Here is a 21,864-nt window from a genome sequence, read left to right as displayed (position 1 = left end):
TGGTTAATCAGGCAGGGGACAGGCGAGGTATTCAGGCTTTGCGTGAGCTCATCAGCGTATATGCTTGACGCTGTTGTGATTTCATATCGCAAGAGCTCATGAACACAGACTCGGCTGAGCTGTTGAAGCCAGAACAACGATCGTCAAAAGGCGGGCGCCTGCAGTCGCCCGCCTTGTCGCTTTGGGGGACGCCTTGAAACTGAACCGTAGTGCTTGGGGGCGTTTTGCCCTGACCCATGTGGCGGTAGCGACATTGAGTGTGGCCAGCACGGCCGCCTGGGGCCTTGGCCTTGGGCGTCTAAGCGTGCAGTCTGCGCTCGGCGAAACGCTCAGCGCCGAAATCGACATCGCGGCGATTACGCCGGAGGAGGCGGGAACGCTGCGGGTGCGCGTCGCGCCGCCCGAGGCCTACCGCGCCACCGGCGTCGAGTACAACCCGGTGCTCACGAACACCCAAGTTCAGCTGGCGCGCCGCGCTGACGGGCGACCGTATCTGCGCATTGCGAGCGATCGCGCGGTCCAGGAACCTTTTGTCGATGTGATTCTCGAGATCAGCTGGGCCGGTGGCCGCCTGGTTCGTGAATACACGCTGTTGTTTGATCCGCCGTCGCTGGCACGTCCGACGCCACCGGCATCTGTGACGACAGCGCCTGTGATTGCTGCGGCCACTCCGGAGGCGCGCCCGCTTGCACCTGCTGCCGCTGCGCCTGCCGTCGCGGCTCCGCGGCCCGCAGCACCGGCGATTGCCGCGGCACCAGCCGCTGCTTCCCGCCCCCCGGCGGCGCCACGTGCGGCGCCTGCACCGGCGCCAGTGCCAGTCGCTGCTGCGCCGGCTGCGAGTCCGGCTGCCGCACCGAGTGCTGCCAGCCAGTACACCGTCAAGCCTGGCGACTCGCTGTCGCGCGTGGCCAGTCGCACCAAGCCGGCCGAGGTCTCGCTGGACCAGATGCTGGTTGGCCTGTATCGCAACAATCCGGATGCGTTCATCGGCGAGAACATGAACCGCTTGAAGGCCGGTGTCGTGCTCCAGGTGCCGACGTCCGATGCGCTTTCAGGTGTGTCCACCGACGAGGCCAAGGAATTCGTCGCCGCCCAGAGTGCCGATTTCGCGGCCTATCGCGAGCGTCTGGCATCTGGCGCGCCAGAGCTCCAGGCCGCCCAGGCTTCGCGCGCTGCCAAGGGCAAGGTGCAGGCTGAAGTGGCTGATCGCAAGCCGGCAGAAGCGCCGAGTCCGGATAAGCTGAAGCTCAGCAAGGCCGGCGCTTCGGCGCCGGAGGGCAAGGTCTCCAAGGAGACCGAGCGCAAGGACGAGGCTGCCCGCGTGGCTGAGCTCAAGCGCAATGTCGAGGAACTCAAGCAGATTTCCAGCGCCACCAAGCCCGGTACGGCCGCGCCGGTTGCCTCTGCGCCGGCGCCTGCGCCAGTGCAGGCGGCCCTGCCTGCCATTGCCGCAGCGCCGGTTCCAGCCTCTGCCGTTGCGCCTGCTGCGGCTTCAGCGCCTGCGCCTGCGCCGCTGGCCAAAGCTTCGGCGTCTGCCCCGGCTTCCATGCCAATGGCTGCAGCGCAGCCTGAGGCGGTGGCCGAGGAGCCCGGACTCCTTGAGGGCCTGATCAATCACCCCTTGGTGATCCCGGTGGCAGGCGTTTTGGTGGCCTTGTTGGGCGGACTCGGCCTGATGCGGCTGCGCGGTCGCGGCAGCAAGCCCAAGTCCGACACGGGCTTCCACGAAAGCCGCCTGCAGCCGGATTCCTTCTTTGGCGCGTCCGGCGGCCAGCGTGTCGATACGCGCGATGCCACCAGTGGCTCTTCGTCGATGAGCTACTCCTTGAGCCAGCTCGATGCGATCGGTGATGTCGACCCGGTGGCGGAGGCGGATGTCTATCTGGCCTACGGGCGTGACCTGCAAGCCGAAGAAATTCTGAAGGAAGCCCTGCGCGCCAACCCAGATCGCCTGGCCATCCGGCTGAAGCTGCTCGAGGTCTATGCCAAACGGCGCGACATCAAGGGCTTTGAGCAACTGGCAATCCAGCTTTATGCCGAAACCACGGGCACGGGCGAGGACTGGGCCAAGGCTCAGGAACTCGGTCGCTTGATCGATCCGGACAATCCGCTGTACCAGCCTGGTGGCGCGCCGAGTCAGGCCCTGTTCGATGAGGACCATCGCCCCGAGCCCATGAATGCCAGCACGCTGCCGCAAACTGCGCAGCATTCAACCATCGTCGGCGCGCATTTGAACACCGAGCCTTTGCCTCGTGCTGCCTTGGATGGTGGTCCCATGAGCGGTCTGGATCTTGATCTGGACCTCGACATGAGCAGCGCTGCGCGGGCGCCGGCATCGCCGCTGGCCATGGAAGCCACGCAGGCCATGGCCACCACGGTCGAGCAGGCACCGCTGGGGATGGACTTTGACCTTTCCAGCCCGCCGCCCGCTAGCACCAAGTCCGCAGCTGAGACCGAGCTGGGCGATCTGAGCTTTGATCTGGATGAGCTGGACGCTCCGACGGCCCCGATTCCGCCCGATGACGCGCCAACGGCCAACGCGCTCGACTTCGACCTGTCGTCCATCGACCTCGATCTGCCGCAGAGCCCTGACGCTTCGGCCGAAGCCACTATCCCTGCGGCCGCAGCCACGTCGATGGAGGCCGACTTCCCGCCTGAGTTCGACAGCCTGCTGCAGGAGCAGCCGAGCAGTCCTCTGTCCAATGCCTTTGATGCGCTGGATGATGAAGATGGCGACCCCCTGCAGCGTCAGCTCGAGCTGGCGGACGAGTTCCGGCAGATCGGCGACGTGGAAGGCGCGCGCGATGTGCTGCAGGAACTGCTGTCCAAAGCCTCCGGCCCGATCAAGGAAAAGGCCGAAGCCATGCTCAGCGAGTTGCGCTGACTGCGTGAGTAAACTGCTTCATTGCCGAGGCGCCCGGTTTGGCCGGGCGCCTTTTTCTTTGCCGGAGGTTTCGTGACGATCAGAGTGGCGCTGGGCATCAGCTATCGCGGCTCCGCCTATAAGGGCTGGCAGAGCCAGCCAGGCGGCGGCACGGTGCAAGACGCGCTCGAGGCCGGCCTGAGCCAGTTCGCTGCCCATCCGGTGCGCACGATCTGCGCTGGACGCACCGATGCCGGCGTGCACGGGCTGAACCAGGTGGTGCATTTCGATGCCGAGGTCGAGCGCGAGCCGTTCTCGTGGATACGTGGCACCAACCGCTATTTGCCGCCTGACATCGCGGTGCAGTGGTGCGCGTTCCCGGGGGCGGACTTTCACGCACGCAACCACGCGCGCGGTCGGCGCTATGCGTATCTTCTGCTGGAGTCCGCCGTGCGGCCGGCGATCGAGAGCGGTGGCGCGGGCTGGGTGTTCCGACCGCTTGACGGTGAGGCCATGCGCGCAGCGGTACAGATTCTGCTGGGTGAGCATGACTTCTCCTCATTCCGCTCTGCCGAGTGCCAGGCCGCTTCGCCGGTGAAGACACTGCGCGCCATCGAGATTTACAAGCGCGGTGCCTACTGGCGTTTCGAGTTCGATGCCTCGGCGTTTCTGCACCACATGGTGCGCAACATCATGGGCTGCCTGATCGCCATCGGCAGCGGGACGCGCTCGGTGCCATGGCTTGCCGAAGTGCTGGCGGCCCGAGACCGCAAAGTGGCGGCGCCCACCTTTGCGCCCGACGGTCTCTATTTTGTCGGCCCTTACTACGATGCTCACTTGATACTGCCCGAGCACACGTCCGCCATGGACTGGCTGCCGGGCTGAGACCATGACACGCACCCGAATCAAGATCTGCGGCCTGACGCGCGAGGCCGATGTGGCCGCGGCAGTCGAGGCCGGCGCCGATGCAATCGGCTTTGTCCTCTACGCCAAGAGCCCGCGCGCGGTGACGCCTGAGCGCGCTCGCGCGCTGGCGCGCCTGCTGCCGCCCTTCGTCACGCCGGTGGGCCTGTTCGTCAATGCCGAGCAGGCGCTACTCGATGACGCGCTGGCCGCGCTGCCGAACATGCTGCTGCAGTTCCATGGCGACGAGGTGCCGGCGGACTGCGAGCGGGTCGGGCGACCTTTTCTGCGTGCGGCACGCATGGGCGAGGGCTTCGATTTGCTAGACTTCGCCCAACAGTTCTCCAGCGCCCAAGGCCTGCTGCTCGACGCTCATGTCGAGGGCTATGGCGGCGGCGGAAAGGTCTTCGATTGGTCACTCATTCCACGAAACGTGCCCTCTCCAGTCGTTTTGTCTGGTGGGTTGCATGCCGGAAATGTGATCGAAGGGATTCTGGGCGTCCGGCCTTGGGCCGTTGACGTCAGCTCCGGTGTCGAGGAGGCCAAGGGCCTCAAGAGCGCCGTGCTGATGCGCCAATTCTGCGAGGCCGTCCGTGAAGCGGACCGGCGCCTCGCCGCCACAGAATCCTCCTGAGGAGAATCCTTTCATGTTGAAGTACGAGCAACCCGATGCCCGCGGGCATTTCGGTCCTTATGGCGGCCGTTTCGTTGCCGAAACCTTGGTTCACGCGCTCGATGAGCTGAACGAGGCTTACGAGCACTACAGTCGCGACCCCGAGTTCATCGCCGAGTTCAAGAAGGAGCTCGCGCACTTCGTCGGTCGTCCCAGCCCGATCTACCACGCTGACCGCCTTAGTCGTGAGCTGGGCGGTGCGCAGATCTTCCTCAAGCGCGAAGACCTGAACCACACCGGCGCGCACAAGATCAACAACACCATCGGCCAGGCCCTGCTCGCCAAGCGCATGGGCAAGAAGCGGGTGATCGCCGAGACCGGCGCCGGCCAGCACGGCGTGGCCACCGCCACCATCTGCGCGCGCTACGGCATGGAATGCGTGGTCTATATGGGCAGCGAGGACGTGAAGCGCCAGAGCCCGAATGTCTATCGCATGAACCTGCTGGGCGCCCGCGTGGTGCCGGTGGAGTCTGGCTCGAAGACGCTCAAGGACGCGCTGAACGAGGCGATGCGCGACTGGGTCACCAACGTCGAGTCGACCTTCTACATCATCGGCACGGTGGCGGGACCGCATCCGTATCCGATGATGGTGCGCGACTTCCAACGCATCATCGGCGACGAGTGCCTGATGCAGATGCCCCAGATGATTGGTAAGCAGCCCGATGCGGTGATCGCCTGCGTGGGCGGCGGCTCCAACGCCATCGGCATCTTCTATCCCTACATCCCGTATGAAGGTGTGCGCCTGATCGGCGTCGAGGCGGAAGGCGAGGGCATGGCAAGCGGCAAGCATGCGGCCACGTTGACGGCCGGCACGCCCGGCGTTCTGCATGGCAATCGCACCTATCTGCTGCAGGACGCCAATGGCCAGATCACCGAGACGCACTCGATCTCCGCCGGTCTGGACTACCCCGGCGTCGGCCCCGAGCATGCCTATCTGAAGGACATCGGCCGGGCCGAGTATGTGGGTATCACCGACCAGGAGGCGCTGGCAGCCTTCCACCATCTGTGCCGCACCGAAGGCATCATCCCGGCGCTGGAGTCCAGCCATGCGGTCGCCCACGCCATGAAGATCGCGCCGACCATGCGGCCGGATCAGCAGTTGCTGGTCAATCTGTCCGGCCGTGGCGACAAGGACATCGGCACCGTTGCCGACCTGTCGCATGCCGAGTTCTACTGTCGGCCGTCCTGCAAGGGCCAATCCGTCAAGGGTGGCGAGGCCGTTGTCTCGGTGGTGAAGGGATGCCAGCCATGAGCCGCATTCAAGCCACTTTCGCCCAGCTGGCAAGCGAGGGCCGCAAGGCGCTGATTCCCTTCGTGCATGCCGGCGACCCCTATCCGGAAACCACCGTCGAGCTCATGCTGGCGATGGCAGAGGCCGGCGCCGATGTGATCGAGCTGGGCGTGCCGTTTTCCGATCCGATGGCTGACGGCCCGGTGATCCAGCGCGCCGCCGAGCGGGCCCTGACACATGGCATCGGCCTGAGTCATGTGCTGGCCTATGTGCGCGCCTTCCGTGACAAGAATGCGAGCACGCCGGTGGTGCTGATGGGTTATGCCAACCCGATCGAGCATTACGGCATCGAGCGCTTCGTCAAGGACGCCAAGGCGGCCGGTGTCGACGGCGTGCTGGTGGTGGACTATCCGCCCGAGGAGTGCGAGGCCTTCGCGCAGCAGCTGCGCGCGGTCGAGCTCGATCCGATCTTCCTGCTGGCGCCTACGTCGAGTGAGGAGCGCATGGCCCGCATTGGCAAAGTGGCCAGCGGCTATGTCTACTACGTGTCGCTCAAGGGTGTGACCGGCGCCGGCCATCTGGACACGGATGCGGTGGCGCAGGTCATTCCGCGCATCCGCAAGCATGTCTCGGTGCCGGTGGGGGTGGGTTTCGGTATCCGCGATGCGGCAACGGCCCAGGCCGTGGCGCGGGTTTCGGACGCGGTCGTGATCGGTTCGCGCCTGGTTCAGTTGCTGGAGGTGGAGACACGCGATAATGTCGCCGCCAAGGGGGCTGAGTTCATCCGCGAGATCCGCGTTGCGCTCGACGCCCTGCCAAGACAAACCTAAAGGAGTCTGCAAGATGAGTTGGCTTGAGAAGCTTCTGCCGCCCAAGATGCAGCAAGGCGACCCGACCGAGCGCCGCACGGTGCCCGAGGGTCTCTGGATCAAATGCCCGTCCTGCGAGACGGTGCTCTACAAGACCGATCTGGAGCAGAACGTCAACGTCTGCCCCAAGTGCAGCCACCACCACCGCATCGGCGCGCGTGCACGCCTGGACGCCTTTCTGGACGGTGAAGGTCGTTACGAAATCGGTCAGGAGGTACTGCCGGTCGACTCGCTGAAGTTCAAGGACAGCAAGAAGTATCCCGACCGGCTCAAGGAAGCGCTGGAGTCGACCGGGGAGACTGATGCGCTGATCGTGATGGGCGGCGCGGTGATGAGCGTGCCCGTAGTCGTGGCTTGCTTCGAGTTTGACTTCATGGGTGGCTCGATGGGTTCGGTGGTCGGCGAGCGCTTCGTGCGCGGCGTCGAGACCGCCATCGAGCAGAAGACGCCTTTCATCTGCTATACCGCCACCGGCGGGGCGCGCATGCAGGAAGGCCTGCTCTCGCTGATGCAGATGGCCAAGACCAATGCGGCGCTGACCCGCCTGGCCAAAGCCAAGCTGCCTTACATCAGCGTGCTGACCGACCCGACCATGGGTGGGGTCTCGGCTAGCTTCGCCTTTGTCGGCGACATCGTGATTGCCGAGCCCAAGGCACTGATCGGCTTTGCCGGCCCGCGCGTGATCGAGAACACCGTGCGCGAGAAGCTGCCGCCGGGCTTCCAGCGTGCTGAATTCCTGGTTGAGAAGGGTGCGGTGGACATGATTGTTGACCGCCGCCAACTGCGCGAAACCATCGCCCGCCAGCTGGCCATGCTGCAGCGCCAAAGCTCCGACGCGGTGGCCTGAACCTGAACCCCAAAGCCCCACGGCCAGGCCCGCAACGGTCTGGCCGTGCTGTTTTCTGCGAGTCCCCATGAGCACGACGACCCCCAGCGCCCAACAACGCCTCGACGACTGGCTGGCCCATTGCGAGCGCCTGCACCCCAAGGAAATCAGCATGGGGCTGGAGCGCGTGAATCGCCTGCGCGACGCGCTGGGCCTGCGCTTCGAGGCCCCGGTAGTGATGGTGGCCGGTACCAACGGCAAGGGCTCGACCTGCGCGATGCTGGAGTCGATCGCGCTGCAGGCCGGCTACCGGGTCGGTCTCTACATCAAGCCGCATCTGGTGCACTTCCAGGAGCGCTGCCGCGTAGCGGGCGCACCGGTGGACGCTGACTCGCTGTTGGCGAGCTTCGAGGCGGTGGAGGCGGCGCGCGGTGATGTGGCGCTGACCTATTTCGAGTTCACCACCCTGGCCATCCTCCACCGTTTGGCGGCTGAGCCGCTGGACTTGGTGATTCTGGAGGTCGGCCTGGGCGGGCGGCTGGATGCGGTGAACTGCATCGATGCGGATTGCAGCGTGATCACCAGCATCGACATCGACCACGTCGAATACCTCGGCCCGGATCGCGAGAGCATCGGCCGGGAAAAGGCCCACATCATGCGGCCGGGCCGACCGGCGGTATGCAGCGACCCGATGGCGCCTGACAGTGTGGCAGCACACGCCGCTGCCATCGGCGCCGATCTGCGTCAGCTGGGGCGGGATTTCAGTTACAGCGGCGATCGCCAGCAGTGGCAGTGGGTGGGGCAAAGCAAGCGCTTCAGCGGCTTGGCCTATCCCTCGCTGCGCGGCGTCAACCAGTTGCTGAATGCGGCCGGCGTGTTGGCCGTATTCGAGGCGCTGTATCAGCGCCTGCCGATCAGTGCTCAGGCGGTGCGCACCGGGCTGGCCCTCGTTGAGCTGCCGGGGCGCTTCCAGGTCGTGCCGGGGCAGCCGGCGCTGGTGCTGGATGTGGCGCACAACCCGCATGCGGTGGCGGCGCTGGCGCAGAATATGGACCAGATGGGATTCTTCCCGCGCACCCATGCGGTGTTCGGCGCAATGGCCGACAAGGACCTTGCGCAGATCCTCGAGCGGATCGCGCCGCTGATTGACGTCTGGCACTTCACAGACCTTGAGCTGCCTCGCGCGGCCAAGGCGCAAGACTTGGCGGCCGAGTTCGAGCGCTTGCGTGGACTCGGCCTGATCAAGCCACCTGCTGGCGTGAGTCTGGTCTGCCATTCCACCCCGCTGCAGGCCTTGTCAGCCGCCGCAGCCGGCATCGACCCCGCTGATAGAATCGTGGTGTTCGGCTCCTTCTACACCGTGGGCGGTGTGCTGAAGAACGGCCTGCCGCGTCTGGCGAGTGCCGGTGCCACCGGCCAGCCCTGATCCCCATCCAATCCCCAGTTTCTGAGCCATTGCTGCCATGGGTTTGCTGTCCTTTTTCCAACGCAAGGCATCGCCCTCGGCCAAGGCCTCGGCGGAACTGTCGGTGCAGCAGTTGCGCGTGCGGGCGCGCCGTCGACTCATCGGCGCAGCGGTGCTGGTCGGCCTGGGGGTGATCGGATTTCCGCTGGTGTTCGAGACCCAGCCCAGGCCGATTCCGATCGACCTTCCCATCGACATTCCGCGCAAGGAGGGCGCTGCGCCACTGGTGATTCCTCAGGCAACGGCGCCGGCGCCCGATGCTGCGCTTGAACCCAAAGCCGCTGCCGCAAGCGCTGTGGCGACGGGCGCCGCCTCTGCGGTCAAGGCAGCTGCTGTCGTGGCTGGTGCCGGTGCGCTGAGCGCGGCCGCGCTTCCTCCAGCAGAAAAGCCGGTGTTGCCGGCACAGAACGCGGCACCCAAGGTCGCGGAGAAGCCGGCCGAAAAGGCAGTCGAGAGGACCACAGGAAAGGTCGCAGAAAAGGCAGCAGAGAAGGCGGCGGAAAGGCCCGTGGAGAAGACGGCTGAAAAGGCCGTTGACAAGGCGGTCGCGAAGTCCAAGCCTTCTTCTGCCGCTGAGTCATCACGCGTGCAGTCCCTGCTGGACGGTAAAACCTCGGCCTCCGCGCCGGCTGGTGCCAAATACGTGGTGCAGGTCGGGGCCTATGCAGACAGCAAGGCTGCGCAGGAGGCACGCATGAAGCTTGAGCGCATGGGTTTGAAGACCTATGTGCAGACCGTCGAGACGTCCGCCGGCAAGCGAACACGTGTGCGCCTCGGTCCTTATCCCAGCCGCGATGAGGCCGAAAAAATTGCGACCAAGGTGCGTGGCAGCGGTCTTTCCACCGCCGTGCTGACGCTCTGAGCCGGCGCTGGCATTCGCTATGGCCTGGGTCGACCTGCTGCTGCTGAGCCTGCTGCTTCTGTCTGTGCTCGTTGGGCTGTGGCGTGGGCTGATCTATGAGGTGATGGCGATAGCCGGCTGGGTCGTGGCCTATTTCGCCTGCTCGCCGCTGGCGCCGATTCTGCTGCCGCTGCTGCCGCAGGGGCGGCTGGATCCGGCGCTGATGCAAGGCCTCAGCCTGCTCCTCTCTTTCATGCTGGTCCTGCTGCTGTGGGGGCTGGCGGCCAAGCTGCTTCGCAGCTTGATCCATGCAACGCCCTTGAGCGTGCCGGACCGCCTGCTTGGTGCGGGCTTCGGTGTGCTGCGTGCCTTGCTGCTGGGTTTGCTGATCGTGCTGGGCGTCAGCATGACGCCGGCGTCCCGGACCGAGGCCTGGCAGGCGTCCACGCTGGCCCCTTGGCTTCAGGCGGCGCTGCAGGGCTTGAGCCCCATGCTGCCGGCCGACGTGGTGAAATTCATTTCAGTGGGCTGAGAGCGCAGGCACTCGCCACAGTTTTTTAGAGACGGTCTCGTCAAGACAAGGAACAGGTTCATGTGCGGCATTGTTGGAGTGATATCCCAGGCGCCCGTCAATCAACTGATCTATGACGCGCTGCTGCTGCTGCAGCACCGCGGTCAGGATGCGGCCGGCATTGTCACGATGCAAGGCAACAAGTGCTTCATGCACAAGGCGCGCGGCATGGTGCGTGACGTGTTCCGCACGCGGAACATGCGTGCGCTCCCGGGGACGACCGGCCTGGGTCAGGTGCGCTACCCGACCGCTGGCAATGCGTACAGCGAAGAGGAGGCGCAGCCTTTCTATGTCAACGCGCCGTTTGGCATCGTGCTGGTGCACAACGGCAACCTGACCAATGCGCATGCGCTGAAGAAGGAACTTTTCGACATCGACCGTCGCCACATCAACACCGAGAGCGACACCGAGGTGCTGCTGAACGTGCTGGCGCATGAGATCGAGCAGGCGGCGCGCGACCTGCCGCTCAGCCCCGAGGCCGTGTTCAAGGCGGTGCGTGCGGTGCACAAGCGCATCAAGGGCTCGTATGCAGTGATCGCGCTGATCGCCGGCCATGGCCTGGTGGCATTCCGCGATCCCTTCGGTATCCGCCCCTTGTGCTTCGGCCACTCGGCAGAAGGCGAAGTGATGGTCGCCAGCGAGAGCGTGGCGCTCGAAGGCACGGGGCACAAGCTCACGCGCGATGTGGCGCCTGGTGAGGCCTTGTTCATCGACACCCAGGGGCGCTTGCACACCGAGCAGTGCGCCGAGAACCCGGTGCTGAATCCCTGCATGTTCGAGTACGTCTACCTGGCCCGGCCGGACTCGGTGATGGACGGCATCTCGGTCTATCAGGCGCGCCTGAACATGGGCGAGACCCTGGCGCAGCGTCTGATCTCGACCATGCCCCCCAGCGACATCGATGTGGTGATCCCGATTCCCGAGTCCAGCCGCCCCTCGGCCATGCAGCTGGCGCACAAGATCGGCAAGCCCTACCGCGAAGGCTTCGTGAAGAACCGCTATGTGGGGCGTACCTTCATCATGCCGGGGCAGGGGGCGCGCAAGAAGTCGGTGCGTCAGAAGCTCAATGCCATCGGCCTGGAGTTCAAGGGCCGCAATGTGCTGCTGGTCGATGACTCCATCGTGCGAGGCACGACGTCGAAAGAGATCGTGCAGATGGCGCGCGAAGCCGGTGCCCGCAAGGTGTATCTGGCCTCTGCCGCGCCGCCGGTGCGTTATCCCAATGTCTATGGCATCGACATGCCGACCAAGGAAGAATTGGTGGCCCACAACCGCAGCATCGAGGAAATCCGCCAGTTCATCGGCGCCGATGCTTTGATCTACCAGGACGTCGACGCGATGAAGCGCGTCGTCGCCGCGCTGCATCCGGGCTTGGCTGGCTTTGAGGCCTCGTGCTTCGATGGGCACTACATCACCGGTGATGTGTCGGTTGAGGACTTCGCCGCACTGCGCGAACAGCGCCAGAGCCAGGGCGAGGAAGAAGAGGGCCCGGCTCGCACCCGCCTGGCCTTGCAGAGCGGCCAAGAGTCCTGAACATGAGCAGCCACGACGACGAGTTGCAGCGTATTGCACGTGCACGCCTGCCCGAAGGCCTGCGCGCCGAGACGCTGGCTGTGCGTACAGCACTGGCGCCCAGCCAGCATGGCGAGAACTCCGAAGGCTTGTTCCTGAGTACCAGCTTCATCCAGCCCAGTGCGGCGGAGTCGGCTAGGCGCTTCGCGAACTCCGAGGACTTCACCTACGGCCGCACCAGCAACCCGACAGTGCGCAGCCTGGAGGCGCGGCTGGCGGCCATGGAGGGCACGGAGGCGGCCGTAGCGACCGGCAGCGGCATGAGCGCTATCTTGCTGATGTGCATGGGCCTGCTCAAGGCGGGTGACCATGTGCTGTGCTCGCGCTCGGTCTTCGGCTCGACGATCAATCTGTTCGCCAAGGAGTTCGGCAAGTTCGGCGTCGAGACCAGCTTTGTCTCGCAGACCGATCTGGACGAGTGGCGCGCTGCCACTCAGCCCAACACCCGGCTCTTCTTCGCCGAGACGCCGACCAATCCCTTGACCGAGGTCTGCGATATCGCGGCCTTGGCCGAGATGGCCCATGCGGTTGGCGCTCTGCTTGTGGTGGACAACACCTACGCCAGCCCGGCGCTGCAACGCCCGGCTTCGCTGGGTGCTGATCTGGTGATGCATTCCGCCACCAAGTTCATGGACGGGCAAGGCCGCGTGATGGGAGGGGCGCTGTGCGGCCCCAATCACCTCGTGCGCGATGTCTTCGGTCCGGTGATCCGCACCGCCGGGATGGTGCTCTCGCCCTTCAATGCCTGGGTGCTGCTGAAGGGCTTGGAGACGCTCAGTCTGCGTCTCAAGGCCCAGAGCGAGCAGGCGCTGGCTGTGGCGCGTTGGCTGGAGGAGCGGCCCGAGGTGTCGAGGGTTTACTACCCTGGTCTGCGCTCCCATCCCCAACATGAACTGGCCATGCGCCAGCAATCCGGACAGGGCGGGGCGGTGCTGTCGTTCGAACTGTCTGGCGCGTCGCCAGAGCAGGCGAGGGCCCGTGCCTATCACGTCATCGACAGCACGCGCGTCCTGAGCATCGCCACCAATCTGGGCGACACCAAGTCCATCATCACCCATCCCGCTACGACCTCGCATGGTCGCCTCAGCGAGGCGCAGCGCCAAGCTGCCGGCATCGGCCAGGGGCTGATCCGCTTGTCCGTCGGCCTCGAGCATGTGGCTGACATCCAGGACGACCTGCTGCGTGGCCTGAGCACGCTCCCAAACTGAACCTCGAAGAAGACTTTCCCGCATGAACGACGCCAGCAAGAAGCCCGTCCGCACCCGCATCGCTCCCTCGCCAACAGGGTTCCTGCATTTGGGTACGGCGCGCACCGCCCTGTACTCATGGGCCTATGCCCGCCATCACGGTGGCCAGTTCGTGCTGCGTATCGAAGACACCGATGTGGCCCGTTCCTCCCAGGACTCGGTGGATCAGATCCTCGCTTCAATGAAGTGGCTGGGTCTGGACTATGACGAAGGACCGATCTACCAGATGCAGCGCTTGGAGCGCTACCAAGAGGTGATCGATCAGATGATCGCTGCGGGTACGGCCTACCGCTGCTACTGCACGCCTGAAGAACTGGAAGCCATGAAGGCCGCGCAGGATGCCCGCGGCCAGAAGCGCCGCTACGACGGCACCTGGCGCCCTGAGCCGGGCAAAGCCTTGCCGGCGGTGCCGGAGGGTGTGAAGCCTGTCGTGCGCTTCAAGAATCCGATCGAAGGCGACGTCACCTGGGACGATGTGGTCAAGGGACCGATCACCATCAACAACCGCGAGATTGATGACCTGATCATCCAGCGAACCGACGGTGTGCCGACCTACAACTTTGCCGTGGTGGTCGACGACTGGGACATGGCCATCACGCATGTGTTTCGCGGTGACGAGCACATCAACAACACGCCGTGGCAGATCAATATCTTCCGGGCGCTGGCTGCGCCATTGCCGGCCTTCGGGCATCTGCCCATCATCCTGGGTGACGATGGGCTCAAGCTCTCCAAGCGGCGCGGGGCGGTCAGCGTCACCTCCTATGAGGAAAACGGCTTCTTGCCGGAAGGCATGCTCAACTATCTGGCCCGCCTGGGTTGGAGCCATGGCGATGACGAGCTGTTCTCGCGTGAGCAGATGGTCAGCTGGTTCGACGGCACGCATCTGTCGAAGAGCCCGGCGCAGTGGGATCCGGCCAAGCTTGAATGGGTCAACAGCCACTACATCAAGCTGGCAGACAGCGCCCGTCTGGCCGCGCTTGTGCGCCAGCAGTTGAATCGCCGCGGCGTCGATGTCAATGCCAGCGCTGAACAGTTCGAGGCGATGTGTGCCCTGTTCAAGGATCGTTGCGCGACGACGGTGTCCTTGGCGGACTGGCTCGGCATGTACTTCGGGCCGGTGACGCCAAGTGCGGAGGAGGCCGCAACGCATCTGACGGACGCGATTCGACCGGCGCTGGCCTCGCTCGCTGATAGCTTGGCGTCGCTGACGGCTTGGAACAAGTCAGAGATCCAGGCGGTGTTGAAGAGCACGCTGGCTGAGCATGGCTTGAAGATGCCGCAGTTGGCGATGCCTGTGCGCGTGGCCGTCTGCGGCCGTGCCCAAACTCCATCGCTCGATGCCGTGCTTGAACTGTTCGCCAAAGAAATTGTTGTGGAACGCTTGCGCAGTGCATAAAAACTCTCCTATAATCTATGTCTCGCTTGAACAGCGCGAAACACCAAGAGCCTCAGGCTGACGAGATTGATTCTCTGAATTCTGCAGTTCACGGGGGTATAGCTCAGCTGGGAGAGCGCTTGCATGGCATGCAAGAGGTCAGCGGTTCGATCCCGCTTACCTCCACCAAAAGCTTCGGCTGAGGTGGCGCGCGGTTCAAGTCAAGAAGGATTAGTCCCCTTCGTCTAGAGGCCTAGGACACCACCCTTTCACGGTGACTACAGGGGTTCGAATCCCCTAGGGGACGCCAATTTGATTGGCAGTCCGTCGGAAGACGGAATGTTGGTTGAATATCTGCCGCAAGGCAGGCAAGTTTGATAAGGCTTGGCAATTGATCGAGAGAGTATCTCGAAAATGTGCGAAACTTATCCCACGCGGAGTGGTAGTTCAGTTGGTTAGAATACCGGCCTGTCACGCCGGGGGTCGCGGGTTCGAGCCCCGTCCACTCCGCCAAGGTTTGCTTAGCAAACGGCCATTCAGTTGGCCGTTTGTATTTTTGAGAGTGATACGCTTGAACAGCGCGACGCTTGCGAAGCAAATGCTTCACGGGGGTATAGCTCAGCTGGGAGAGCGCTTGCATGGCATGCAAGAGGTCAGCGGTTCGATCCCGCTTACCTCCACCAAAGGCTTCGGCTGAGGTGGCGCGCGGTTCAAGTCAAGAAGGATTAGTCCCCTTCGTCTAGAGGCCTAGGACACCACCCTTTCACGGTGACTACAGGGGTTCGAATCCCCTAGGGGACGCCAATTTGATTGGCAGTCCGTCGGAAGACGGAATGTTGGTTGAATATCTGCCGCAAGGCAGGCAAGTTTGATAAGGCTTGGCAATTGATCGAGAGAGTATCTCGAAAATGTGCGAAACTTATCCCACGCGGAGTGGTAGTTCAGTTGGTTAGAATACCGGCCTGTCACGCCGGGGGTCGCGGGTTCGAGCCCCGTCCACTCCGCCAAAAACAAGGAAACCCCTGGTGTGTAAGCGCCAGGGGTTTTTTCGTTGGCAGGCGCAAGATACTCTGTGCCCCTCGGATCTGTTATCTCAAGTGGACTTGCTGATATTGGCTATTGCCTGCACAAATACGTTCAGGCGTGGTATCCGTACAGGTGTTGGCGTCGTTCGCTGAAGTGCCACCAAGGCCTTGGCGGCCCGCCGGCCATGAAGTCGACTGCCGCCATCAATGTGTCGAGCATGCAAGGGTCCTGGCGCTGGCCGCTCAGGCGGCACAAGCGCTGGTACAGCGCATAAGGGTCGTGTCGACGCAGATCCTTGGGTCGAACAACACCCAGCGCGCGCAGATCTGCGGCGACAGCGGGTCCGACATTCGGGATTTGCTCCAGGGTGAAGCACTCTTCGAAATGGCGCGCCTTCATGTCAGCCTCCGAACTCTGCGCGAATCAGTCCCACAGCCAGGCCTTCGATGCTGAAGTCGTCGCCTGCATTGACCAGAATGGGCTTGAAATCTGCGTTTTCGGGCAGCAGCGCGATGCCGTCCCGGCTGCGCTTGTAGCGCTTCACAGTCACTTCGTCGCCGATCCGCGCGACGACGATCTGGCCGTTCTTGGCCTCCCTGGCTTGTTGAACCGCGAGCAGGTCGCCATCCATGATGCCGATGTCCTTCATGCTCATGCCGCGGACCTTCAGAAGAAAGTCAGGCCGGCGCGCGAACATACCGGCCTCAACCGTGTAGGTCTGCTCGACATGCTCCTGCGCAAGAATGGGCTGGCCAGCGGCGACGCGCCCGACCAAGGGGAGGGTTAGTTGGGCAATGCCAGGCATGGGCAGGGTGAACTGCTGATTGGCAGCTTCACGCGCCAGCCGTGCCTGATGCACCGACTTCAATGTGTCAGACTTCAGTCGGATGCCGCGAGAGGTGCCGCCGACCAGTTCTATGGCACCCTTGCGCGCCAGAGCTTGCAGGTGCTCCTCTGCTGCGTTGGCCGAGCGAAAGCCGAGTTCGGCGGCAATCTCGGCCCGCGTTGGTGGGGCGCCTGTGCGCTCTATCGCCTCGCGCACCAGATCAAGGATCTGCTGCTGCCGGGCGGTCAATCGGATTTCGCTGATGGGCTGATCGTCCACAAACACCTCGCTGACACCCAAGCTATGGGCGATGCCTGAGTATATATCCAGTATCTGTATGCTCATCCAGTATTTTGATCGGGAGACTTCATGCTTGTGATTCTTGGGACCGGCGGCACCATTGCCGGCCAGGCAGCCGACGCTGCAGACAATGTGGGCTACAAAGCCGGCGAGTTGGCCGTGGAGCAGTTGATACAGGCTGTTCCGTCGCTGCGTACCTATCCGCTGGAATGCGAGCAAGTCGCCCAGTTGGACAGCAAGGACATGGACTTCGCGACTTGGCAGCGCTTGGCTCGAGCAGTGGCAGGGCACCTGGCTCGTCCCGAGGTGCAGGGGCTGGTGATCACCCATGGCACGGATACGCTGGAGGAGACTGCCTTCTTTCTGCAGCGCCTGCTGGCGCCGACAAAGCCGGTTGTGCTGACGGCCGCGATGCGTCCGGCCACTGCTCTGTTGGCCGACGGGCCGCAGAACTTGCTGGATGCGGTTCGTGTGGCGTCCTTGCCTTCAGCCCGGGGCGTCGTGACCGTGGTTGGCGGCAAGGTGTACGGGTCCGAGCAGGTTCGCAAGGTGCACAGCTACCGGCTGGATGCCTTCGCTTCGAGTGACGGCGGGCAGCTTGCCCTGGTCGAGGAGGGGGTGGTTCGCCTGACTGGTGCCTGGCCGGCCAACGAAGCGGCTTTGGGCCTGGCCAGCATTGACCGGCCTGCTGAGCTGTGGCCGCGCGTGCAGATCGTCTGGAACCATGTCGGTGCCGATGGCTGCGTGGTCGATGCGCTGCTGGCGCAGGGCGTCGATGGCATCGTCGTGGCAGCCACTGGCAATGGCACGCTGTCTACAGGCCTGGAGGCCGCCTTGCGGCGTGCCAGTGCACAAGGGGTCGCGGTGGTGATCGGCACGCGCTGTGACTCAGGCGCCGTAATTGCGGCGCCGAACACTCAAGCGCCCTGGCGGACCGCCGGGGCGCTGAGTCCAGTCAAGTCGCGCATTGAACTGCTGCTCGCCCTGCTGGAAGTCTGACGGCTCAGGCGAGCGTCAGTGTGACGTCGATGTTGCCGCGGGTGGCGTTCGAGTAGGGGCAGACCTGGTGTGCGGTATCCACCAGGTCCTGGGCGACCGCGCGGTCGACGCCAGGCAGGGAGATGCTCATCGCCACCTGGATGCCGAAGCCGCTCGGGATCGGGCCGATGCCCACATCCGCGGTGATCGACGCATCGCCTGGCAGGGCGACCTTTTTCATCATCGCCACATGCTTGAGCGCGCCGATGAAGCAGGCTGAGTAGCCGGCTGCGAACAACTGCTCGGGATTCGTGCCGTTGCCGCCGGGACCGCCCAGCTCTTTAGGCGTGCTCAGTGTGACGTTGAGTGCACCGTCCGAGCTGGACGCGCTGCCTTGTCGGCCGCCGGTTGAAGTGGCGCGGGCGGTGTAGAGGACTTTGTCGAGGGCCATGGTCTAACTCCTGTGAGTGGGTGGGGTGGTGTATCAGCGCTGCGGAGCTGCGGCATCAATGAGTTGCTGCCGCAACTGCTGCAGTCGCTGGGTCAGGGCGCTCAGCTCTTCAAGTGAGCAGGCGCTGGCGCAGGCCAGCTTGGCCGGAATGGGCAAGGCCTGCTGCCTCATGGCAAGGCCTTGCTCGGTGAGGAATACATGCACGCGCCGTTCATCCTCGGCGGCGCGCTGGCGAGATATCAGCTGCGCAGTTTCCATGCGCTTGAGCAGCGGGGTCAAGGTGCCGGAGTCGAGCGATAGGCGCTCGCCAAGCGTCGACACGCTCGGTCCGTCCTGCTCCCACAGCACCAGCAGCACCAGATACTGCGGGTAGGTCAGGCCAAGCGGTTCAAGCAAAGGCTTGTAGAGCTTGGTCATCGCCAATGAGCTTGAATACAGCGCGAAGCACAGCTGGCGGTCCAGCCGCAGCCAGTCGGCGCTGGCGTCGCGGGCTGGATTGGGCTGGGTCTTGGTGCGTGGCATGGGCATTAATGTATGATGCAATTAAATTGCACACAATCTAAAAGGGCTTTGAGCCCAGGAGCTTGGTATGAACCTGACGATCTCGAGCGTGCTGGTGGCCCTGGTCGCGGCACTGCACGTCTACATCATGGTGCTGGAGATGTTTCTTTGGACGACGCCGCGCGGCCGGCGTGCGTTCGGGCTGACGCCTGAGTTTGCCGAGGCCAGCAAGGTGCTGGCCGCCAACCAGGGGCTCTACAACGGCTTTCTGGCCGCTGGCCTGCTGTGGGGGCTGATGCGCGGAGACCTTGCGACGCAACTCTTTTTCCTGGGCTGCGTACTCGTGGCCGGCGTCTACGGCGCAGCCACGGCCAGCCGCAAGATCCTGTTCGTGCAGGCGCTACCGGCGGCGATCAGCATCGCCGCCGTGCTGCTGAGCTGACCGGGCTCAGGCCCCAGCCTGGATTGCGTCGACCTGGGCGCTGAGCTCGAGCCAGCGCAGCTCGGCAGACTCAAGCTCATCGTGGATCGCCTTCAGCCGCTTGCCGAGCTCGGCGATGCGGGCTGCTGCAGCGCTGCCGCTGGCGAGTTCGCCCTCGACAGCCGTGCGCTCGTCAGCCAGCTTGTTGAGCGTGGCGTCAATCTGCTCCATCTCGCGGCGCAAGGGCTTGGTCTGCTCGGCCAGCCTTTGCCTAGCCTGCCCGCTGGCCTTGCGGTCTTCGCGCTTGAACACGGGCGCTGGAGCGCTTGCCTCGACGACCGCAGCAAGCACTGGCTCGGCCACAGCAGTAGCAGCAACAGCAGCCGATGAAGTCGCCGGCAGCTTGGCCGCCTGACGCGCTGCTTCCTTGGCTTGCTTGGCAGCCTCCTTGGATTGGTCGAGCAGCCACTTCTGGTAGTCATCCAGATCGCCGTCGAAAGGCCCGACCTTGCCGTCGGTCACCAGCCAGAACTCGTCGCAGACTTCACGCAGCAGCGCGCGGTCGTGGCTGACCAGCATCACCGTGCCTTCGAACTCGTTGAGCGCCATCGACAGCGCTTCGCGGGTCTGCAGGTCCAGATGGTTGGTCGGCTCGTCCAGCAGCAGCAGGTTGGGGCGCTGCCAGACCAGCATGGCCAGCACCAGCCGCGCTTTTTCGCCGCCCGAGAGGCTGCCCACCGCCTGGTTGACCATATCGCCGACAAAGCGGAACTGACCCAGGAAGTCGCGCAGCTCCTGCTCGCGGGCGCCGGGGCTGACTTCCTTGGCCAGGCGCACCATATGTGACAGCGGCCCCTCATCGGGGCGCAGCACATCCATCTCCTGCTGTGCGAAGTAGCCGATCGACAGGCCCTTGCCTTCGGTGATCTTGCCGCCCATGGCGCGCTGCATTCGCGCCACCGTCTTTACGACAGTGGACTTGCCCTGGCCATTGGCGCCCAGGATGCCGATGCGCTGGCCGGCCAGCACCGAGCGGTCGATGCCGCGCACGATGATTTTGTCGCCTTCGGGCGTCGCGTAGCCGCAGGCCACCTCGTCGAACATCAGCATGGGGTTCGGCAGGCTGATGGGCTCGCGGAACTCGAAGGAGAAGTCCGAGGCGGTCAGCACCGGGGCCAGCCGCTCCATGCGCTCCAGCGCCTTCACGCGGCTCTGGGCCTGCTTGGCCTTGCTGGCCTTGGCCTTGAAGCGGTCGATGAACTTCTGCAGATGCTGCATACGGTCCTGCTGCTTCTCGAAGGCGGCCTGTTGCAAGACCATGCGCTCGGCGCGCATCGCTTCAAACGCGGTGTAGTTGCCGCCGTATCGCATCAGCTTGGCCTCGTCCAGGTGCAGGGTCACCTTGGTGATCGCATCGAGGAATTCGCGGTCGTGGCTGATGATGATCAGGGTGCCGTCATAGCGCTGCAGCCAGGCTTCCAGCCAGACCAGGGCGTCCAGGTCCAGGTGGTTGGTAGGCTCGTCCAGCAGCATCAGATCAGCCGGGCACATCAGTGCGCGAGCCAGCTGCAGGCGCATGCGCCAGCCGCCCGAGAAGCTGTTCACCGGCGCATCGACCTGCGCCCCCTTGAAGCCCAGACCCATCAGCAGTGCCTGGGCGCGCGGACGCGCATCGAAGGCGCCAGCATCCATCAGCAGGCCATGCGCATCGGCCATCGCGTGGCCGTCCTCGGCGGCTTCGGCCTCTTCCAGCGCCTTGCGGGCCGCCATCAGCCGGGTGTCACCTTCCAGCACATAGTCTGTCGCCGGCATCTCGGTTTCCGGCATGTTCTGCGCCACCTCGCCCACGGCCCATTGGCGGGGGATCTCCACCTCGCCCTTGTCGCTTTGCAGGCGGTCGGTCAGCAGCGCGAACAGGCTGGACTTGCCCGCGCCGTTGCGCCCCACCAGGCCGACCTTCTCGCCAGGCTGAAGCGTGACGCTCGCGTCATCGAGAACGATCTTGGTGCCGCGGCGCAGCGTGATATTGCGCAGCGTGATCATGCGGCGGAGCTCCGGCTCAGCGCTTCCTGGGTCATCAACAACACTTGGTCTTCTCCGGCCGATGTTTCCATCCAGGCCACTTCTAGATTGGGGAATGCGGCCTCGAAGAAGGCGCGCTCATTGCCGATTTCCAGCACCAGTACGCCGTGAGGTGACAGATGCTGTGGTGCCTCCGCCAGCAGGCGGCGCACGAAGTCCATGCCATCGGCACCGCCGGCCAACGCCAGCTGCGGCTCGGCCAGGTATTCCTGCGGCAGCACAGCCATCGACTGGCTGTTGACATAGGGCGGATTGCACAGGATCAGGTCATAACGACCTTGTGCTGGCACCAGGCCGTCGCCCTGCAGCAGGCGGATGCGCTCGCCCAGGCTGTGCTTGTCCACATTGATTCGCGCCACCGCCAGCGCGTCGGCGCTCAGATCTATCGCGTCCACCTGCACCTCAGGCCAGGCCATCGCCGCCAGCACGGCCAGACTGCCGTTGCCGGTGCACAGGTCCAGCACACGGTGGGTTTGCTCAGACAGCCAGGGATCGATGCTGGCATCGGCGATCAGCTCGGCGATGAAGCTGCGCGGCACGATGGCGCGCTCGTCCACGTAGAAGGGCACGCCCTGCAACCAGGCCTCGCGCGTCAGATAGGCGGCCGGCTTGCGCGTGGCGATGCGCTCGCCGACCAGCGTTTCGATTTCGGCCTGCTGCGCCGGGCTCAGCTCAAGCTCGGCATGCTCGTCCAGGCTGTCCAGCGGCAGCTTCAGCTGCCACAGCACCAGCCAGGCCGCTTCGTCGAAGGCATTGCTGGTGCCATGCCCAAAAGAAACGCCCGCCTCGGTCAGGCGGGCGGCTTGTTGTTCGATGCAGGCTAAAAGTTTCATTAAATCAAGG

Annotated in this window: 20 protein-coding genes and 6 tRNA genes; 20 read left to right on the top strand and 6 right to left on the bottom strand. The window is 64.3% G+C overall.

The features are described from left to right. The first annotated feature begins 193 nt into the window (after nt 1–193). The 18 genes from ACIQ67_RS07220 (at nt 194) to ACIQ67_RS07135 (ending at nt 15,443) form a co-directional block, all read left to right on the top strand. A complete protein-coding gene (locus ACIQ67_RS07220) occupies nt 194–2,884 on the top strand; it encodes a FimV/HubP family polar landmark protein (RefSeq protein WP_397533678.1) in 2,691 nt (896 codons plus the stop codon). A 78-nt stretch (nt 2,885–2,962) separates the two neighbouring features. After that, a complete protein-coding gene (gene truA, locus ACIQ67_RS07215; RefSeq protein WP_397533691.1) occupies nt 2,963–3,748 on the top strand; it encodes a tRNA pseudouridine(38-40) synthase TruA in 786 nt (261 codons plus the stop codon). 4 nt (nt 3,749–3,752) lie between these two features. After that, on the top strand, nt 3,753–4,400 hold the full coding sequence (locus ACIQ67_RS07210; RefSeq protein ID WP_397533677.1) for a phosphoribosylanthranilate isomerase: 648 nt from the start codon (nt 3,753–3,755) through the stop codon (nt 4,398–4,400). 13 nt (nt 4,401–4,413) lie between these two features. Then, entirely contained in the window at nt 4,414–5,691 is a 1,278-nt protein-coding gene (gene trpB / locus ACIQ67_RS07205) for a tryptophan synthase subunit beta (protein WP_397533676.1), read from the top strand. Beyond that, nucleotides 5,688–6,500, top strand: coding sequence for a tryptophan synthase subunit alpha (gene trpA / locus ACIQ67_RS07200; RefSeq protein ID WP_397533675.1), 813 nt, complete (start codon nt 5,688–5,690; stop codon nt 6,498–6,500). Before trpB ends, trpA begins: the two co-directional genes overlap by 4 nt. Nucleotides 6,501–6,513: 13 nt before the next feature. Next, nucleotides 6,514–7,386, top strand: coding sequence for an acetyl-CoA carboxylase, carboxyltransferase subunit beta (gene accD, locus ACIQ67_RS07195; protein ID WP_397533674.1), 873 nt, complete (start codon nt 6,514–6,516; stop codon nt 7,384–7,386). Nucleotides 7,387–7,453: 67 nt separating this feature from the next. Next, nucleotides 7,454–8,791, top strand: a complete 1,338-nt coding sequence (folC, locus tag ACIQ67_RS07190; RefSeq protein WP_397533673.1) for a bifunctional tetrahydrofolate synthase/dihydrofolate synthase — start codon at nt 7,454–7,456, stop codon at nt 8,789–8,791. A gap of 103 nt (nt 8,792–8,894) precedes the next feature. Continuing rightward, nucleotides 8,895–9,692, top strand: coding sequence for an SPOR domain-containing protein (locus ACIQ67_RS07185; protein WP_397533672.1), 798 nt, complete (start codon nt 8,895–8,897; stop codon nt 9,690–9,692). A gap of 19 nt (nt 9,693–9,711) precedes the next feature. Continuing rightward, on the top strand, nt 9,712–10,203 hold the full coding sequence (locus ACIQ67_RS07180; protein WP_397533671.1) for a CvpA family protein: 492 nt from the start codon (nt 9,712–9,714) through the stop codon (nt 10,201–10,203). A gap of 60 nt (nt 10,204–10,263) precedes the next feature. Further along, entirely contained in the window at nt 10,264–11,775 is a 1,512-nt protein-coding gene (gene purF, locus ACIQ67_RS07175) for an amidophosphoribosyltransferase (RefSeq protein ID WP_397533670.1), read from the top strand. A 2-nt stretch (nt 11,776–11,777) separates the two neighbouring features. Continuing rightward, nucleotides 11,778–13,022 carry an O-succinylhomoserine sulfhydrylase gene (locus ACIQ67_RS07170; RefSeq protein ID WP_397533669.1) on the top strand — a complete coding sequence of 415 codons (1,245 nt, stop codon included), beginning with the start codon at nt 11,778–11,780 and terminating at the stop codon, nt 13,020–13,022. 22 nt (nt 13,023–13,044) lie between these two features. After that, nucleotides 13,045–14,457: a glutamate--tRNA ligase gene (gene gltX / locus ACIQ67_RS07165; RefSeq protein ID WP_397533668.1), complete on the top strand. Its 1,413-nt coding sequence runs from the start codon at nt 13,045–13,047 to the stop codon at nt 14,455–14,457. A 92-nt stretch (nt 14,458–14,549) separates the two neighbouring features. Continuing rightward, nucleotides 14,550–14,625: transfer RNA gene (locus ACIQ67_RS07160), tRNA-Ala, on the top strand. A 45-nt stretch (nt 14,626–14,670) separates the two neighbouring features. Beyond that, nucleotides 14,671–14,746 (top strand) — tRNA-Glu (locus tag ACIQ67_RS07155). A 126-nt stretch (nt 14,747–14,872) separates the two neighbouring features. After that, nucleotides 14,873–14,949: transfer RNA gene (locus ACIQ67_RS07150), tRNA-Asp, on the top strand. A gap of 94 nt (nt 14,950–15,043) precedes the next feature. Next, nucleotides 15,044–15,119, top strand: a tRNA-Ala gene (locus tag ACIQ67_RS07145). 45 nt (nt 15,120–15,164) lie between these two features. Continuing rightward, nucleotides 15,165–15,240 (top strand) — tRNA-Glu (locus tag ACIQ67_RS07140). 126 nt (nt 15,241–15,366) lie between these two features. After that, nucleotides 15,367–15,443, top strand: a tRNA-Asp gene (locus tag ACIQ67_RS07135). A gap of 130 nt (nt 15,444–15,573) precedes the next feature. Here the strand turns inward: ACIQ67_RS07135 and ACIQ67_RS07130 are convergent. Both ACIQ67_RS07130 and lexA read right to left on the bottom strand, forming a co-directional pair. Further along, the gene (locus ACIQ67_RS07130) at nt 15,574–15,861 is read right to left on the bottom strand and encodes a helix-hairpin-helix domain-containing protein (protein WP_397533667.1); all 288 of its coding nucleotides are present in this window, start codon (nt 15,859–15,861) and stop codon (nt 15,574–15,576) included. Between the two features lies 1 nt (nt 15,862). Further along, nucleotides 15,863–16,567 carry a transcriptional repressor LexA gene (gene lexA, locus ACIQ67_RS07125; RefSeq protein WP_397533690.1) on the bottom strand — a complete coding sequence of 235 codons (705 nt, stop codon included), beginning with the start codon at nt 16,565–16,567 and terminating at the stop codon, nt 15,863–15,865. A 90-nt stretch (nt 16,568–16,657) separates the two neighbouring features. On the opposite strand from lexA, the gene ACIQ67_RS07120 reads away from it, so the two are divergent. Then, nucleotides 16,658–17,587 (top strand): asparaginase, encoded by a 930-nt coding sequence (locus ACIQ67_RS07120; RefSeq protein WP_397533666.1) that lies wholly within the window; start codon nt 16,658–16,660, stop codon nt 17,585–17,587. A gap of 4 nt (nt 17,588–17,591) precedes the next feature. On the opposite strand, the gene ACIQ67_RS07115 is transcribed toward ACIQ67_RS07120, so the two are convergent. After that, the gene (locus tag ACIQ67_RS07115; RefSeq protein ID WP_397533665.1) at nt 17,592–18,017 is read right to left on the bottom strand and encodes an organic hydroperoxide resistance protein; all 426 of its coding nucleotides are present in this window, start codon (nt 18,015–18,017) and stop codon (nt 17,592–17,594) included. A 33-nt stretch (nt 18,018–18,050) separates the two neighbouring features. Further along, on the bottom strand, nt 18,051–18,545 hold the full coding sequence (locus ACIQ67_RS07110) for a MarR family winged helix-turn-helix transcriptional regulator (protein WP_397533664.1): 495 nt from the start codon (nt 18,543–18,545) through the stop codon (nt 18,051–18,053). Nucleotides 18,546–18,606: 61 nt separating this feature from the next. Here ACIQ67_RS07110 and ACIQ67_RS07105 point away from each other — a divergent pair, with 61 nt between their 5' ends. Next, nucleotides 18,607–18,960, top strand: a complete 354-nt coding sequence (locus ACIQ67_RS07105; protein ID WP_397533663.1) for a DUF1304 domain-containing protein — start codon at nt 18,607–18,609, stop codon at nt 18,958–18,960. A gap of 6 nt (nt 18,961–18,966) precedes the next feature. On the opposite strand, the gene ACIQ67_RS07100 is transcribed toward ACIQ67_RS07105, so the two are convergent. Continuing rightward, nucleotides 18,967–20,982 (bottom strand): ATP-binding cassette domain-containing protein, encoded by a 2,016-nt coding sequence (locus ACIQ67_RS07100; protein ID WP_397533662.1) that lies wholly within the window; start codon nt 20,980–20,982, stop codon nt 18,967–18,969. Continuing rightward, nucleotides 20,979–21,854 (bottom strand): 50S ribosomal protein L3 N(5)-glutamine methyltransferase, encoded by an 876-nt coding sequence (gene prmB / locus ACIQ67_RS07095; protein ID WP_397533661.1) that lies wholly within the window; start codon nt 21,852–21,854, stop codon nt 20,979–20,981. The genes ACIQ67_RS07100 and prmB overlap by 4 nt, the downstream gene beginning before the upstream one ends. Between the last annotated feature and the right edge of the window lie 10 nt (nt 21,855–21,864).

The organism is Roseateles sp. (genome assembly GCF_044373315.1).
In the GTDB taxonomy this organism is placed as follows: Bacteria; Pseudomonadota; Gammaproteobacteria; order Burkholderiales; family Burkholderiaceae_C; genus JACDQM01.
Note: the sequence above shows the minus strand (reverse complement) of the source record. Positions and strands in the feature narration are given on the sequence as shown.

Bases quoted from the DNA above. Each gene is read 5' to 3' on its own strand.
- purF (WP_397533670.1), top strand. From the start codon at position 10,264: ATGTGCGGCATTGTTGGAGTGATATCCCAGGCGCCCGTCAATCAACTG.
- ACIQ67_RS07115 (WP_397533665.1), bottom strand. From the start codon at position 18,017: ATGGCCCTCGACAAAGTCCTCTACACCGCCCGCGCCACTTCAACCGGC.
- ACIQ67_RS07180 (WP_397533671.1), top strand. From the start codon at position 9,712: ATGGCCTGGGTCGACCTGCTGCTGCTGAGCCTGCTGCTTCTGTCTGTG.
- trpB (WP_397533676.1), top strand. From the start codon at position 4,414: ATGTTGAAGTACGAGCAACCCGATGCCCGCGGGCATTTCGGTCCTTAT.
- ACIQ67_RS07170 (WP_397533669.1), top strand. From the start codon at position 11,778: ATGAGCAGCCACGACGACGAGTTGCAGCGTATTGCACGTGCACGCCTG.
- gltX (WP_397533668.1), top strand. From the start codon at position 13,045: ATGAACGACGCCAGCAAGAAGCCCGTCCGCACCCGCATCGCTCCCTCG.
- ACIQ67_RS07120 (WP_397533666.1), top strand. From the start codon at position 16,658: ATGCTTGTGATTCTTGGGACCGGCGGCACCATTGCCGGCCAGGCAGCC.
- folC (WP_397533673.1), top strand. From the start codon at position 7,454: ATGAGCACGACGACCCCCAGCGCCCAACAACGCCTCGACGACTGGCTG.
- ACIQ67_RS07110 (WP_397533664.1), bottom strand. From the start codon at position 18,545: ATGCCCATGCCACGCACCAAGACCCAGCCCAATCCAGCCCGCGACGCC.
- accD (WP_397533674.1), top strand. From the start codon at position 6,514: ATGAGTTGGCTTGAGAAGCTTCTGCCGCCCAAGATGCAGCAAGGCGAC.
- ACIQ67_RS07210 (WP_397533677.1), top strand. From the start codon at position 3,753: ATGACACGCACCCGAATCAAGATCTGCGGCCTGACGCGCGAGGCCGAT.
- ACIQ67_RS07100 (WP_397533662.1), bottom strand. From the start codon at position 20,982: ATGATCACGCTGCGCAATATCACGCTGCGCCGCGGCACCAAGATCGTT.
- trpA (WP_397533675.1), top strand. From the start codon at position 5,688: ATGAGCCGCATTCAAGCCACTTTCGCCCAGCTGGCAAGCGAGGGCCGC.
- ACIQ67_RS07105 (WP_397533663.1), top strand. From the start codon at position 18,607: ATGAACCTGACGATCTCGAGCGTGCTGGTGGCCCTGGTCGCGGCACTG.
- prmB (WP_397533661.1), bottom strand. From the start codon at position 21,854: ATGAAACTTTTAGCCTGCATCGAACAACAAGCCGCCCGCCTGACCGAG.
- ACIQ67_RS07130 (WP_397533667.1), bottom strand. From the start codon at position 15,861: ATGAAGGCGCGCCATTTCGAAGAGTGCTTCACCCTGGAGCAAATCCCG.